Source organism: Bradyrhizobium sp. USDA 4461 (assembly GCF_054055655.1).
In genome coordinates this window covers 7,023,891-7,038,995 of the sequence record NZ_JBSRXM010000001.1, presented here as the reverse complement: position 1 = coordinate 7,038,995, position 15,105 = coordinate 7,023,891, and the positions used below count along the sequence as shown (strand labels likewise).

The 15,105-nt window shown below is 65.4% G+C and carries 13 protein-coding genes; 6 read left to right on the top strand and 7 right to left on the bottom strand.

All coding sequences use genetic code 11. From position 1 onward, the window contains the following. Positions 1–598: 598 nt before the first annotated feature. A complete protein-coding gene (locus ACVINW_RS33200; protein ID WP_456755163.1) occupies positions 599–2,062 on the top strand; it encodes a tetratricopeptide repeat protein in 1,464 nt (487 codons plus the stop codon). A gap of 91 nt (positions 2,063–2,153) precedes the next feature. On the opposite strand, the gene ACVINW_RS33195 is transcribed toward ACVINW_RS33200, so the two are convergent. Further along, positions 2,154–2,906 (bottom strand): IclR family transcriptional regulator domain-containing protein, encoded by a 753-nt coding sequence (locus tag ACVINW_RS33195; RefSeq protein WP_456755162.1) that lies wholly within the window; start codon positions 2,904–2,906, stop codon positions 2,154–2,156. 90 nt (positions 2,907–2,996) lie between these two features. On the opposite strand from ACVINW_RS33195, the gene mhpA reads away from it, so the two are divergent. Genes mhpA through ACVINW_RS33175 form a run of 4 tightly spaced genes read left to right on the top strand, consistent with a single transcriptional unit; the run spans position 2,997 to position 7,606 of the window. Further along, complete coding sequence (gene mhpA, locus ACVINW_RS33190; RefSeq protein ID WP_456755161.1) at positions 2,997–4,514, top strand: bifunctional 3-(3-hydroxy-phenyl)propionate/3-hydroxycinnamic acid hydroxylase MhpA; 1,518 nt, start codon at positions 2,997–2,999, stop codon at positions 4,512–4,514. Continuing rightward, on the top strand, positions 4,486–5,340 hold the full coding sequence (locus ACVINW_RS33185; protein WP_456755160.1) for a fumarylacetoacetate hydrolase family protein: 855 nt from the start codon (positions 4,486–4,488) through the stop codon (positions 5,338–5,340). Before mhpA ends, ACVINW_RS33185 begins: the two co-directional genes overlap by 29 nt. A gap of 18 nt (positions 5,341–5,358) precedes the next feature. Then, entirely contained in the window at positions 5,359–6,357 is a 999-nt protein-coding gene (locus tag ACVINW_RS33180) for a VOC family protein (protein ID WP_456755159.1), read from the top strand. A 16-nt stretch (positions 6,358–6,373) separates the two neighbouring features. Further along, entirely contained in the window at positions 6,374–7,606 is a 1,233-nt protein-coding gene (locus tag ACVINW_RS33175; RefSeq protein WP_456755158.1) for an ABC transporter substrate-binding protein, read from the top strand. Between the two features lie 34 nt (positions 7,607–7,640). Here the strand turns inward: ACVINW_RS33175 and ACVINW_RS33170 are convergent, their stop codons facing one another. From ACVINW_RS33170 to ACVINW_RS33150, 5 genes are all read right to left on the bottom strand, one after another. Beyond that, positions 7,641–7,850: a hypothetical protein gene (locus tag ACVINW_RS33170; RefSeq protein ID WP_456755157.1), complete on the bottom strand. Its 210-nt coding sequence runs from the start codon at positions 7,848–7,850 to the stop codon at positions 7,641–7,643. Between the two features lie 103 nt (positions 7,851–7,953). Beyond that, the gene (locus ACVINW_RS33165) at positions 7,954–9,069 is read right to left on the bottom strand and encodes an acyltransferase family protein (RefSeq protein ID WP_456755156.1); all 1,116 of its coding nucleotides are present in this window, start codon (positions 9,067–9,069) and stop codon (positions 7,954–7,956) included. A 68-nt stretch (positions 9,070–9,137) separates the two neighbouring features. After that, positions 9,138–10,361, bottom strand: coding sequence for a chromate efflux transporter (gene chrA / locus ACVINW_RS33160; protein WP_456755155.1), 1,224 nt, complete (start codon positions 10,359–10,361; stop codon positions 9,138–9,140). A gap of 369 nt (positions 10,362–10,730) precedes the next feature. Next, positions 10,731–11,225 carry a YciE/YciF ferroxidase family protein gene (locus tag ACVINW_RS33155; protein WP_456755154.1) on the bottom strand — a complete coding sequence of 165 codons (495 nt, stop codon included), beginning with the start codon at positions 11,223–11,225 and terminating at the stop codon, positions 10,731–10,733. Positions 11,226–11,411: 186 nt separating this feature from the next. Further along, positions 11,412–12,311 (bottom strand): LysR family transcriptional regulator, encoded by a 900-nt coding sequence (locus ACVINW_RS33150; RefSeq protein ID WP_456756556.1) that lies wholly within the window; start codon positions 12,309–12,311, stop codon positions 11,412–11,414. 103 nt (positions 12,312–12,414) lie between these two features. On the opposite strand from ACVINW_RS33150, the gene ACVINW_RS33145 reads away from it, so the two are divergent. Beyond that, entirely contained in the window at positions 12,415–13,404 is a 990-nt protein-coding gene (locus ACVINW_RS33145) for a zinc-dependent alcohol dehydrogenase family protein (RefSeq protein ID WP_456755153.1), read from the top strand. A gap of 109 nt (positions 13,405–13,513) precedes the next feature. Here the strand turns inward: ACVINW_RS33145 and ACVINW_RS33140 are convergent, their stop codons facing one another. Continuing rightward, positions 13,514–14,992 (bottom strand): protein adenylyltransferase SelO, encoded by a 1,479-nt coding sequence (locus ACVINW_RS33140; RefSeq protein WP_456755152.1) that lies wholly within the window; start codon positions 14,990–14,992, stop codon positions 13,514–13,516. Positions 14,993–15,105 lie beyond the last annotated feature (113 nt).

The window sequence follows — 15,105 nt, the reverse complement described above, 5'->3', positions numbered from 1 at the left end:
CTAGGGCGTCAGGCCTGCACGATTTCGCCGTCCGCCTCATGCGCATTCGTCGACTGCGCAATCGGCGTCCACCGCATCTCACGCCGCGTTCGTGACGACCGCGAAGCGCCCCTCGTGTCGGGTGAGACGGGGAATTCATACACTGAGTTGCCCTTCGGATAAAGCGAAATATTTTCGTGCTAGGTGGTTGACGGATTTTACTGAGTTGCCCGTCGGGTTGTTTTGTCGCACCGACCGTCGTCATTCCGGGCCGTACGAAGCACGAGCCCGGGATCCATTGAACCGCAAAACAAGTGGAGGAATCGAGTCCGGGTTCTGGCTTCGCGAGTCCCGGAATGAATGGGGACGCTTGACCAATCCGGTCTGCACCGAGGGCGAGGCAACGGACGGCGGCGACACGCAGCAGGGTGAAAGGCGCATTACGTCAATTCGCGCCACGAATGGTGTCGAGGGCTATCTTCCACTTCTGAACTGACAGCAGGAGCTTTCCCGCAATTCCACGGTGTCATGCTGCGCTGCGGGGAAATGCTCGACCAGATTCACCTGACTGGACAGTCAAATCCACCATCGGTACCCTCGTCAGATTTCGGGGGAGACGATGGACAGTGCAGATCAGCCTGCAAATGCCCCGAAATTGAGCGCGCGTGTATCCATCTCAGTCGCGGCTCGTGCTCGACATTATTTTAAGAGATTCGGAACGGTCATTGCGTCAATAGCTGCGGTCGGTGCCGTTGCCGGAGGGCTCGCCGGCTATTGGCGGGCATGGGACGTCCTGTACACTCATACACGCAGCGACGCCTCGGCGCCTGTGCAGTCATCGTCGTTGATTGTCACCAAAGGACCGGCAGTTGCGGTGCTGCCCTTTGCAAATCCGGTCAAGGCGACGATCCTCGATCCCTTCGCTGACGTCATGACGCAACAGCTTGCGTCCTCTCTCGGTAAGTTCAGCACGCTGCGTGTCGTCCCGCGCGCGCTGTCCACAACCCTCTCGAGGGACGGAAACACAATCGAGGCAGCACGGAAAGCTGGGATCGACTATCTTGTCACTGGAGAGGTTCGTCCGCTAGGTGACGGCGCTCGCGCCAGCATTCAGGTTGCCGATTTGCGCACTGGCTCTGAGCTATGGTCGAGGTCTTTCGATGGGACCGTCGAGGGCGTGCAGACCGGGACCGACGCGTATGAAATCGGTGATATCGCCGCCGCTCAAATCGGAGGCTATCCCGGCCCAATCGTGGGCGCGGATTTCGCGAAACTTCACAACAAGACCGTTGCCGAATTCAGTCCGTATGAATGCCTTGTCTACGGCATTACGGCTGGCGCGACGGGCTCGTCCTCGGTAGTTCTCAAAGGCCTGGAATGCTCTAAGCAACTGACACAACAGCAACCCAACAACGCCCTTGGATGGGCCGCACGTTCTGTCGTTCTCTTTGTGCAAAGATTTCTTGCGGCCGGCTTGCCGGCCGAGCAAGTCAGTCACTCGGAGAAGCGTCTTTATCTAAATGAGGAGATTGTACGCACTGCTGCGCGGGCCGTGGAACTCGCGCCCGACGATGCGTACGTGCGGAGAAATTACGCCCTCGCCATAAGCACCAAATGTCAGATCGATTTATTTAGGCAAGAAGCTCGAAAGGCCATCGCGCTCAATTCGAATGATGCTCGCTCGCTCGGGGTCCTGGGTAACCAACTTGCCTTTATGGGAGACTGGGACGAAGGTGCGGCCATGTCTGAAAAGGGCATCCGGCTGGCAGGCCCCAACGCTTCGTTTGCTTGGTGGTATGCTCCGGCCAAACGTCATTGGTGGCGGGGCGAATATCAACAAGCCCTAGAGGATTTTCGGCATGCCTACCTCGAGGGATTTTGGCTGAGCCATCTAGATCAGGCGTATGCCCTGCCATTTCTTGATCGGATCGATGAAGCCAAAGCCGAAGTAGCAAAGTTACTAAAGCTTCGGCCGGACTTTACCATTCGCGAGGCGGATAGCTTCTACCGCATGTATTGCTTCTCGCCTGAATACATCGAGAAGATGAACGGTGCCCTGCGGCAGGCCGGATTGCCGGAGTGAGGACGCTGAAAAGACATGAAAGAGGTCGGTGCTTGTCTGCATCCGCACTCGCCAATCACAGTGGCCTCGGCCTCGCGCGGAAGGTTGGCGTCTACAATGCGCGCAGCCGGGCCTCGATGGCGCGGATGGCGTCGCGCAGCGGGGCCTGGCAGCGCGCGATTCCTTCCGTCGCGGTCAGCGCCTTGGTCATCCAGATGATCGAGGCGCAGCCGATCACGTGCCGGTCGCGGCGGATCGGCATCGCGATGGTGCCGGTGTGCGGCCAGATGCGGCCGCCCTGGCGCACGGCGTAGCCGCGGCGGCGCACGCTCTGCAACTGCTTCTCCGTTGCGGCGCGCTCGGTCAGTTCGCCTGATGTCTCGAGCAGATCGAGCAGCAGTGCACGCTCGCGCGCGGTGGTGAATGCAAGGTAGGCGAGACCGGCGGAGCTGGCGAGCAATGGAATGCGCACGCCGACCATGCGCCGGTCGATCGACATCGGTGCGAAGCGATGCGTGGACTCGCGGACCACCATTCTTGCACCCTCGAGCGTCGTGACGTCGCACGGCCAGAGGATCTTGCGGGTGAGATCGAAGATCACGGGTGCCGCCGCTGCCCCCAGCCATTGCTCGTCCTCGAACCCGTCGGAGAGCTCGCGCACTTTCAGGAGCAGGGTGAACCGGTCGTCGGAACGGCTCTGCATGACATAGCCGGTGTCGATCAGGGTTTTCAGCGAGCGATAGACCGTGGCCCGCGGCAGGCCGGTCTCCCGCGCCAGCGTCAGCGCGCTGGCGGAGGCGTGGCGGTTCAGCGCGGCGAGGACGGCAAGGCCCCGGCCAAGCGCGCGGATCGGTTTGACGTCCATGGTGTGTTCACCTGGTGAACAGAACTGCCGTCGTCGTTGCACGGTCCGTGACCGGGTGGCAAGCCTTATCGCAACGGAAAGGGGAAACGCATGGACGGGCCGCAACGCGCCAGCGGGCTTTATGACGTCGCAATCGTCGGGTTCGGCCCGGTGGGCGCGACCCTGGCCAACCTGCTGGCGTTGGAGGGGCTCAGCGTGATCGCGCTGGATCGCGAGGCCGCGCCCTACGCGCTGCCCCGGGCCGTGCATTTCGACGATGAGGTCATGCGCGTCTTCCAGGCCATCGGTCTGGCGGACCAGATCCTGCCGTTCACCCACGTCTCGCCAGGCATGCACTTCATCGACGGCGACGGCAAGCTGTTCCTCGACTGGTCGCGGCCGCTGCAAATCGCCCCAACCGGATGGCACACGAGCTATCGCTTCCATCAGCCCGACCTCGAACGGGTGCTGCGCGCCGGTGCGCGCGCCCACACATCGGTCGACATCCGCTTGCGCGCCGACGCCTTCGCAATCGATCAACGCAGCGATCACGTCGCGATCCGCTTTGAAAGTCTTGCCAACGGCAAGCTCGAGGAAGCGAAAGCGCGCTATGTTGTCGGTTGCGACGGCGCTCGCTCGCTGGTTCGGCGGCTGATCGGCTCGGAGATGGACGATCTTGGCTTTCACGAGCGCTGGCTGGTGGTCGACGCGATCCTGAAGCGGCCGAAACCTGAGCTCGGCGACTACAGCGTGCAGTTTTGCGACGCCCGCCGTCCGGCGACCTATGTCCGCAGCGTCGGCGATCGGCGACGCTGGGAAATTGCGATCATGCCGGATGACGATGTGCTGCGGATCACCGATCCGGAGAATGTCTGGAAGCTGCTGGCGCGCTGGATCACTCCCGACGACGCCGATCTGGAGCGCGCGGCATCCTACAGCTTTCATTCGGTCATTGCATCGAACTGGCGCTGGAAGCGTCTCCTGATCGCCGGCGATGCCGCGCACCAGACCCCGCCGTTTCTGGGGCAGGGGATGTGTGCGGGCATTCGCGATGTGGCCAATCTCGCCTGGAAGCTCGGACGCGTGATCCGCGGCGAGGCGAGCGACGTCCTGCTGAACAGCTACCAGAGCGAACGGTATCCCCACGTCCGCGAATATATCGAGCTCGCGGTCCGGCTCGGAAGCCTGATCAACGCGACGCGCATCGAGGGCCGGGAGGCGGGCGCAGAACCGCGACGGATGGCGACCATCAAGCCGCGGCTTGGGCCGGGCCTGTTCAGGCATGGCTGCACAGTGGCGGGCACGCCGGTCCCGCAGCCGAGGCTGTCGAGCGGGCGCCTTCTCGACGATCACGTCGGCTATCGGTTTGCCGCGCTGGCGCGGCCGGAGTTTCTGGACGGACTGGATATCCCGACGCATGAGCGCTGCTGCCAATACGGCATCGTCGTGGTCAGCGACGGCCAAGGTCCGCTGAACGACTGGTTCGACAGCGTGGACGCGAACGCCGCGCTGGTCCGGCCCGACCGATACATCGTCGGACTGGCGAAGACCGCAGAGGAATTGTCGGCGCTGGTCGACAGCATGAACCAGGAGGATTTGGATGAAGCTCGCATCGTTCTCGACGTCTGACGGACCCGGATACGGATGTGTCGTCGATGACGGCGTTGTGGTGTTGTCGACCGCCTTTGGCGATCGTGCGCCAACCTTGCGGGATCTGCTGGCGGAAGGATTGCTTGGCGAGGCTGCGGAGCTGGCAAAGGCATCGATGCCCGACCTGGCCTTGGGTGCAGTCGCCTTCGATCCGGTGATCCCAAACCCCGACAAGATCATCTGCGTCGGCCTCAACTACCGCGACCACGTCGCCGAGACCGGCCGCACGGTCACCGAGAAGCCTGCACTGTTTGCGCGCTACGCCGGCAGCCAGATCGGTCATCTTGCACCCCTGGTGAAACCCACCGTGTCTGATGAGTTCGACTACGAGGGCGAGCTGGCCGTCATCATCGGCAAGGGGGGACGGCACATCGCGCGGCACGCGGCGCTGACGCATGTCGCGGGCTACGCCTGCTACAATGAGGGCAGCATCCGCGACTGGCAGCGACACACCAGCCAGTTCCTCTCCGGCAAGACCTTCGCCGGCACGGGCGCATTCGGGCCGTGGATGGTGACGAGCGACGAGATTGCCGATCCGTCGAAGCTCACGCTCACGACGCGGATCAACGGACAGGTGGTTCAACACACCACGACGGACCTGCTGATCACCGATATCCCGGGCCTGATCGCCTACATCTCCACCATTCTGCCGCTGCTGCCCGGCGACGTCATCGTGTCGGGCACGCCGGGCGGCGTCGGCGCGAAGCGCAACCCGCCGCTCTGGATGAAGCCCGGCGACGTCGCCGAGGTCGAGATTTCGGGGATCGGCGTGTTGCGCAATCCGGTGGTGGCGGAAGCCGCCTGACAAGGACGGAGGAAGCCAATGGAAAGCAATGGCGAAATCAACGCGCTCGGCTACATCGGCATCCAGTCGCAACGGCTCGAGGACTGGACCGGCTTTGCAACCAGGCTGCTCGGCATGCAGCCGATCGATCGTGGTGGCGGCACGCGCGCATTCCGGATGGACGACCGCACGCAGCGCCTCGTGGTGAGCGATCGCGAAGGCGACGCTGCCGGCTTCTTTGGATGGGAGGTCGCCGATGCGGCCGCGCTCGAGCGGCTTGCGGCACGGCTGGAGCGGCATGGCACCGCGATCAGTCGCGGCACCCGTCAGCTCGCGGACGAGCGGCACGTTGCCGATCTGATCACCTTCCGCGACCCCGCCGGCAATCCGCTGGAGGTCTTCCACGGGCCCGCGATCGCGGACACGCCGTTTGTGCCGGCGCGGCCGATTTCGGGATTCAAGACCGGGCCGCTCGGCATGGGCCATGTTGTGCTGAATGTCGAGGATGTCGAACCGCTGTTGCCGTTCTATCGCGATCTGCTCGGCTTCAGGGTCAGCGACTTCGGGTTGACGCCGTACAAGCTGTACTTCTTCCACGTCAACGGCCGTCATCACAGCTTTGCGATGGTCGGCTCGGGCCGGCGCGGGCTGCATCATTTCATGGTCGAACTCTACAGCCTCGACGACGTCGGCCAGGGCTACGACCTGGCGCAGCTCGACGAGGGACGGATCGCCTTCACGCTCGGGCGTCACACCAATGATTTCGTGACCTCGTTCTACGCCACGACGCCGTCCGGCTTCTTCGTCGAATATGGCTGGGGCGGCCGCGTCATCGATCCTGCCGCCTGGCAACCGCATGAAACCTTCGACGGCCCGAGTTTCTGGGGCCACGATCGGCTCTATATGGAGCCTGAAGGCCGCGGACGCCTGCGCGAGATGCGGCTCTCGGCAGCCGCACGTGGGGTGCGGGCGCCGATGCCGGACTGTCCCTGGCTCGATGCCATGACGGGGCGCGGCGCGTCCATCCAGCGAACATGAAGCAGGGGAGGCATTGATGGCCAGAAGGCGAAGCCTGATCGTGCGATGGTTGCTTGACGCGACGCTGCCGCTGGTCGCTGCCGTGACGCTGTCGGGCGGCGCGTCCGCCGAGATCAAGGGCGACGCGATCCGCATCGGTGTGCTGACCGACATGAGCGGCATCTTCGCCACCGCGATGGGGCCGGGCTCGGTGGAAGCGGCGCGGATGGCGGCGGAAGATTTCGGCGGCAAGATCAACGGCAAGCCGATCGAGATCCTGCAGGCCGACCACCAGAACAAGGCCGACGTGGCGTCGGCGATCGCGCGGCGCTGGTTCGACCGCGAGGGCGTGCAGGCCATTGCCGATGGCGGCAGCTCCGGCGCGGCGCTCGCCGTGCAGGAACTGGTGCGCGAGAACAAGCGGGCGTTCCTGATCTCGGGCGCCGGCGCCGTCGAACTCACGGAAAAGGCCTGCGCGCCGACCAGCGTGCAGTGGACTCACGATGCGGCCTCGACTGCCAATGCGGTCGTCGCCGGCGTGTCGAAGACCGTGCAGGGCTCCTGGTTCTTCATCACCGCTGACTATGCGTTCGGGCACGCGGTGGAGGCGATCGCGCGGACCAAGCTCGACAAGCTCGGGGTGAAGGTCGCCGGCAGCGTCAAGACCGCGCTCAACACGGCTGATTTCGCCTCCTTCCTGCTGCAGGCGCAGGCCAGCGGCGCCAAGGTGCTGGCGCTCAACGCCGCCGGCGACAATGTGACGATCATGAAGCAGGCGCAGGAGTTCGGCTTTGCGCAGCAGGGCATCGCGGTGGTGCCGATGACGTTCCAGAACGTCGACATCGTCGCTGCCGGGCTTTCGGTCACGCAGGGCGACCTGATCGCGACCAGTTTCTTCGAGGACGTTTCGCCGGCAGCGCGCAAATGGGCCGATGCGTTCTTCGCCCGCCGCAAGGCGATGCCCTCGCAGATCCAGGCCGGGGTCTATTCGGCCGTCCGGCACTATCTGCAGGCGGTGAAGGATACGGATTCCGACGACGGGGACGTCGTGATGGCGAAGATGAAGGCGACGCCGGTGTCGGATGCCTATACGCCACAGGGGGCGATCCGCGCCGACCAGCGCATGGTGCACGACCTCTATCTCGTGCAGGTCAAGACACCAGCGGAGTCGAAAGGACCATGGGACCTGGTCAAGCTCGTCACCACGATCAAGCCGGACGAGGCATTTCGCTCGCTCGAGGAGAGCAAATGTCCGTTAGCCGGGCGTTGATGACGGCGATCGGCGCGTTCTTGCGCCGAGCCCGTCAACGCCAGGCTTTCTCGTTCTTCTGCTCGTAGTCCTTGAATGCCTTCTCGAGGCCGCCGAGAACCTCGGCCGATGTTTCGAACATCGCCTTCAACTGCGGCTCATCCACCTTCTCGATGTCTTCGCGGAGGTGGGTGCGGATGTCCTTGAGCGCTTTCTGCATCTTCTGCGTATGATGGCGCGGATCACGATCTGTCGCACTTGCCATGTCGAGTCTCCCTGCTGATCGAGCTTCGCCGGATCGAGACGGAGTCCGGTGAGATGGCGATCAACGGTCAGGGCATAGCGACGTTCCAACCAATCGGGCGGGATCAACCGTCCGTGAGCAAGGCATTGCCGGGGCGGACAAGACGCGATGGCCATCCGAGGCGCGAGGCGAGCACCGTCAGCTTGTCCCTGACGTGATAATGCGCGGGAGATTCGAGGAAGCGCCAGACCAGCCATGCCAGCACGACCATGCCCGCCACCACGAACGCGGTCGAGAGCGCGTCCGGTGTCGGGGTGATCAGCAGCAGGATCACATAGCCGAGCTGCAGATGCAGCAGGTAGAGCGGATAGGTGATGCCGCCCACCGCCCTGACGATGTTGTCCGGCAGCGGCACCGACTTGATGCGGGTGGCGGCGAACACGATGCCGAGCGAGACGATGCAGATCACCGTGACGACGGCCGGATCGAAGCTGCCATGGGTATGGACGCCGAGCCGCTCCAGCTTGTGCACGGCCTGGAATGTCGCCGTGCCCATCGCCAGCGTCAGCAGGCTGGTGAGCCTGGTATCGCGCCGTCCGCGGTAATGCTCATAGATCAGCAGCCCGACGGCGAAGAAGCCGCTGTCGTCGGCCATGAACAGTTTCTCGAACAGCGGGATGTCGAGCGTCAGCTCGTTGGCGAAGGTGATGGCGATCCACGCCACGATGATGATGTCGATCCGCCGCGGGAAGATGCCCCAGGCCAGGAACAGCGCGACCCAGACGTAGAACACCACCTCGATCACCAGCGACCAGTAGGCGTCGTCCATGTAGGGCTGGCCGAGCATCGGCGCGGCGATGAACAGGTTGGCCAGCCATTGCTGCCAGGTGGCGTGGAAATAGGCCTGGCCGAGCAGCAGCGTCGCCAGGAAGGTCAGCGTCATGCAGATGACGAAGGTCGGATAGATCCGGCTGAAGCGGGCGATCGCGAAGCCGATCGGCGTGCGGCCCTCGGCCGAGTACGCGATGACGAAGCCGGAGATCGCGAAGAACACGGGGACGCCGAGGAAGCCGTATTGCGCGACCGGGGCGAGATACGGCATCGCCACCATTTGCGCGCCGTGCGACGCGGTGCCCCAGAAGCCGTAGTGATACAGGATCACGGCCCCGACCGCGGCGAGCCGCAGCAGGTCGAGCACGGGAACACGGGCCGAGTCCGCATGTTTGGAAACATTTGGCATAGGCCGGTATTTTGGCCGCCAGCCGTGAAGGCGATCTTAATCCGGCGCGCGAAATGGCTGAGGGCCGTTCACGATTGCAGGAACCCGGTGACGATGCCGGCGGCCGCGCCGAGCACGACCACCACGAGCGGCGGGGCGCGCCATGCCGTGAGCAGCACGAAGCCCGCCAGCGCGATGCCGAAATCGAGCGGGCGCTGCACGCTGCTGGTCCAGACCGGATTGTAGAGCGCGGCGCCGAGGATGCCGACCACGGCGGCGTTGACGCCGCGCATCACCGCCTGCGCGGTGGGTTGCTTGCGGAAGCCGTCCCAGAACGGCAGCGCGGCGAGCAGGACGAGGAGCCCCGGGATGAAGATGCCGATCAGTCCCGTGACCGCGCCGGGCACGCCGCCGATCACGGCGCCGAGATAGGCGGCGAAGGTGAACAGCGGGCCCGGCACGGCCTGCGCGGCGCCGTAGCCGGTCAGGAAGGCATCGTCGCCGATCCAGCCCGGCGTCACCACCGCTTCACGCAGCAGCGGCAGCACGACATGGCCGCCGCCGAACACCAGCGCGCCGGAGCGGTAGAAGGCCTCGAACAGGCCAAGGCCGGGCCATGCGCGGGCAAGGAGCGGCAGTCCGGCGAGCAGGGCAAGGAACAGGATCAGCGCTGCCATGCCAACCCGGCGCGACACCGGCATCGCGAACTGCATGACGCCGTTGGCTTGCTCTGCCCGGCAGAACCAGAGCCCGGCGATGGCGCCGAGCACGATGGCGCCGATCTGCGCGATCGATAATGAACTGGCGAGGATGAGGAGTGCCGCCACCGTCGCGATCGAGGCGCGCTCGCGGTCGGGGCAGAGCGCGCGCGCCATGCCCCAGACCGCCTGCGCCACGATCGCAACCGCGACCAGCTTGAGGCCATGTACCAGGCCGGTGCCGGCGGGACCGCTCAAACTGCCGGCGCCATAGGCGAACAGCACCAGCGCGATCGCCGACGGCAGCGTGAAGCCGGTCCAGGCCGCCAGCGCGCCGAGATAGCCCGCGCGCATCAGGCCAAGCGAAAAGCCGACCTGACTGCTGGCCGGGCCCGGCAGGAATTGGCAGAGCGCGACCAGATCGGCATAGGCCTGCTCGTCGAGCCAGCGCCTGCGGGTGACGAACTCGTCGCGGAAGTAGCCGATATGGGCGATCGGGCCGCCGAAGCAGCTGACGCCGAGCTTGAGGAAGATCAGCAGCACCTCGAGCGGGGAATGCGCGGAGTCCGCAGTGGCGGCCGGGGTGTTGGGCTGCTGGACGTTCGGATCGTTCAAGCGGCGTCAAGTCCCTGACTGGCGTCCCAGGCCCGGGACTCATCGCAATCAGCATATCGCCATTCGATGACGCCTCGGCGGGATATTGTCCGTCGGCAGGCTCACTCGTAGCGCATGTTCTTCGACGGCCGGCGTGCGGCCGGCATCGCCAGCACGACGAGACACAGCGCGATCATCGCCAGTCCCATGAATTCGAATGCAAATGCGTCCACCGGCCATTCTCCCCCATCAGAAACAGTTAGACTTGTTGGGGGAGCGTTGACGCGCTGTTAAGCCTTATGGTTACCGCGGCCGGGCGCGCAGCATGGTGGAAGGTGAGTTAACGCTCACATCGGAGACACCAGGTGGATTGAGCTGCATCCTGCAGTGTTACGCGGCCAGGGCGTCCTGGTTGATTTCGCCCTTGGCGAGCCTCGTCAGCAGCGCGTCGGCCTGCCGTTCTTCCTCGAGGCTGTCGTGCAGCAGCCGCTGATCGTCGCGCAGATCAAGCTGGCCGGCGAGGGCGGCTGCGCTGCCATAGGCGGCGATCTCGTAGTGCTCGAGCTTCTGCGCCGAGGCGAGCAGGCCGGCATCGCGGAGATAATCGTCGGGCAGCAGCGAAACCATCTTGGCGGTTTCGTGGATCAGCGCCTGCATGGCCTGGTCGGTATGCTCCAGCGGATCGGCGCCGTGCATGCGCAACAGCGATTTCAACCGCTCGCCCTGGACGATGGTCTCGCGGTGATGGCGGTTGAACGCATCCTTGAGCGACGGATGCGACGCGACTTCGGCCATCCGCGCCAGTGCCACGGCGAGCTGGTCCTCGACGCTTGCGAGCTCCTGAAGCTCGGCGACATACATGTCCTTGAAGCTGGTGATCTTCATCGTGGAACCTTTCTTGTGTCGGCGACCGAGCTCAGGCGGTGCGACCGCCGGAACCGGCTATCCGGGCACGCCGGCCCGATCTGCTGCCGTTCAGCGGAACGGAACCTCGATGACACGAGGCCGCGCGTTCCACTTGTCCGGCCAACGATGTCGGCGCGAAATCGTTGCAAACCAATCGGGGCGCGGCTACGCCACGAGTTTCGGCAGCGCCGTCGCCAGCGCGTCCACCGCAAGGCGGACCTTTGGCGGCAGTCGCGGCGTCGGCAGCCATAGCGCATGGCAGTCATAGGGCAGTTCGCCTTCGCTGCCGAGCACGCGGACCAGCGCGCCGCTGTCGAGGCGCTCGCGCACCAGCCAGGACGGCAGCCACGCGAGCCCCATGCCGCGCGCTGCGGCGTCGGCGATGGCTTCGAGATCGTCGAGCCTGAGCCGCCCGGCCGGCCACACCTCGCGCGGTGGCTGCCCGTCGAGCGGGAACAGCCAAGGTCGCGCGCGGCCCAGGCGGCGGTAGTTGATCGCCTGATGCTTGCCGAGCTCGTCGAGCGTGCGCGGTCTGCCATGGGTTTTCAAATAGCCGCGCGAGCCGCACACCACCATGCGCTGGCGTGCGATGCGCCGCGCGATCACGCCGGACGGCGCGGCGAGATCGCCGGTCCTGATCGCGAGGTCGTAGCCGCCCTCCATCAGATCGGCGACGGAATCGCCGAACGAAAGATCGAGCTCGAGCGCGGGATGTCGCTGCGCCAGCTTGAGCAGCAACGGTGCCACGCAGTAGCGGCCCAATAGCGCCGGCATCGTCACCCGCAGCCGCCCGCGCGGCTCCGATAGCTGATCGGCCGCAAGCGCGTCGGCGGCATCCGCTTCGGCGAGCACGGTGCGGCAGCGTTCGTAATAGGCTCGACCGAACTCGGTCAGGCTCTGCCGCCGCGTGGTGCGGTGGAGCAGGCGGACGCCGAGCCGCTCTTCAAGGAAGCGGACGTGCTTGCCGACCATTGGGCCGGACATTTCGAGCGCCTCGGCGGCGGCGGCGAAGGAGCCGAGGTCGACCGCCCTGAGAAACACGGCCATGCTGGTCAGGCGGTCCATCATTCGAAACTCCCAGTTTTGACTGTTCAGTCCGCCGGATGATTTATCACCGGAATTCGCCTTGGCATAGCTCATTCAAATCAGCTGTTTTGGAGTTTTGCCGATGGCGCGCGTGGTTCGTTTTTATCAAATCGGCGGTCCCGAGGTGCTGCGCATCGAGGATGTTGCGATCGCGCCGCCCGCCCGCGGCGAGGTCCGGGTTCGGATCAAGGCGCTCGGACTGAACCGCGCCGAAGCCCTGATGCGGAACGGGACCTATATCGAGACACCGGTGCTGCCGTCCGGCCTCGGCCTCGAGGCCGCCGGGCTGGTCGAAGCGATCGGCGAGGGCGTCAGCGATTTCGTGCCCGGCGACGCCGTCAGCATTGTGCCGCCGATCTCGATGGCGCGGTGGCCGGCCTATGCCGAGCTCGCGGCATTCCCGGCCGAGCTGGTCGTCAAGCATCCGCCGGAGCTGGGGTTCGAGGCGGCGGCCGCGGTGTGGATGCAGTATCTCACGGCGTACGGCGCCTTGATCGATGTTGCGCGGCTCGGTCGCGGCGAGTTCGTCGCGATCACGGCGGCATCGAGCAGCGTCGGGCTCGCCGCGATCCAGATCGCCAATCGCATCGGTGCGATCCCGATCGCAGTGACGCGGACCTCAGCCAAGGGCCAGGCGCTGCGCGACGCCGGCGCCGCGCATGTGATCGCGTCCGCGGAGGAGGACCTGCAGGCGAGGCTGGAACAGATCGCGGGTTCGAACGGCGTGCGTGTGGTGCTCGATCCGGTCGGCGGCCCCGTCTTCGTGCCGCTGACATCGGCGATGGCGCACGGTGGCATCCTGATCGAGTATGGCGGGCTCAGCCCCGAGCCGACGCCGTTTCCGCTGTTCACGGTGCTGAGCAAGAGCCTGATCCTGCGCGGCTACCGCGTGCACGAGGTGGTTCAAGATCCGGCGCGGCTGGCGGCGGCGAAAGCGTTCATTCTCGACGGGCTTGCCGACGGCGCGCTGAAGCCGATCATCGCCAGAACTTTTGCGTTCGGCGAGATCGTCGAAGCGCATCGCTATCTGGAGTCGAACACGCAGTTCGGCAAGATCGTGGTGACGGTGTGAGGGGCAGTCTTCCCACGTCATTGCGAGCGAAGCGAAGCAATCCATCGGCCCGCATGTGCGGATAAATGGATTGCTTCGTCGCTTTGCTCCTCGCAATGACGCCGGTGCCTCACGTCCCGCAAAATGTCTGCGTCACCAGCTGCTCGGGCAGCGGCGGATCGGCGTACGCTGCGTATTGCGGCTGATCTTCGTACGGCTTCGCCAGCACCGCCAGCAACTCCTCGAACGGCGCGTAGTCGTCGTTGGTGACGGCGGCCGCAATCACCGCCTCGATCCGGTGGTTGCGCGGGATGAAGGCCGGGTTGACGGCATTCATTGCGGTCTTGCGCTCGGCCGCGCTCTGCGGCTCCAGCGCGAGACGGGGGCGCCAGCGGGCGGCCCATTCGTCGAATGCTGCGGGATCGGTGAACTGCGCGCGGACATCGGCAGCGTCATCGGCCGCGGCCGCGGCCGCGCCGAGATGGCGGAAGGTCAGCGTGAAGTCGGCGGTGTTCTTGGCCATCGCGTCGAGCAGGTCCTGGATCAGCGCCTCGTCGCCGTCGCGTACGGTGAACAGGCCGACCTTGGCGCGCAGCCCGGCCTGATAGGCCGCGGTGAATTTTTCCGGGAATTCGCTGAGGATCACTTGCGCTTGCTCGATGGCCTTCTCCTGCTCGCTGTCGAACAGCGGCAGCAGGCACTCGGCAAGCCGGGTCAGATTCCACAGCGCGATGCGCGGCTGGTTGGCATAGGCGTAGCGGCCCATCTCGTCGATCGAGGAGAACACCTGCGCCGGGTTGTAGGCGTCGAGGAACGCGCAGGGGCCGTAATCGATGGTTTCGCCCGAGATCGAGGTGTTGTCGGTGTTCATCACGCCATGGATGAAGCCGACCAACAGCCAGCGCGCGACCAGCGCCGCCTGCCGCGCCACGACGCCGGCAAGCAGGGCGTGATAGGGCTGCGCAGCATCCGTCAGCTCGGGATAGTGCCGGGCGATGACATGATCGGCCAGCGCCCGCACGCCGTCGGTGTCGCCGCGGGCGGCGAAGAACTGGAAGGTGCCGACGCGGATGTGGCTCGACGCGACGCGGGTCAGCACCGCGCCGGGCAGCGCGGTCTCGCGCATCACCGGCTCGCCGGTGACGACCGCGGCCAGCGACCGGGTGGTCGGAATGCCCAGCGCGAACATCGCCTCGCTGACGATGTATTCGCGCAAGACGGGACCGAGCGCCGCGCGGCCGTCGCCGCGCCGGGAGAACGGGGTCGGGCCACTGCCTTTCAGCTGGATGTCGCGGCGGACGCCGTCGCTGTCGATGACCTCGCCGAGCAGGATGGCACGGCCGTCGCCGAGCTGGGGAACAAAGTGGCCGAACTGGTGGCCGGCATAGGCCATGGCGATCGGGTCGGCGCCCTCGGGCAGCCGCTTGCCGGCGAGGATTTCGGCGCCTTCCGGCGTCGACAGCAGGTCCGGATCGAGCCCGAGCTGGAGGGCCAGGGTCCGGTTCAGCTTGATCAGCCGGGGGGCGGCCACCGGGGTCGGCGCGACGCGGGCGAAAAAGTTCGCCGGCAGCGCCGAATAGGTGTTCTGGAACGGGAAATGGATGGTCATATCCCGAAGATAGGCCTGCGGGCCGAATAGGCAAACGATTGGCGGCGCCGGTCCTTAAAATCTGCCGTTTGACCCGAAAACCGGGCGTTCCATTGGTTGCCGCACCGGGCCTC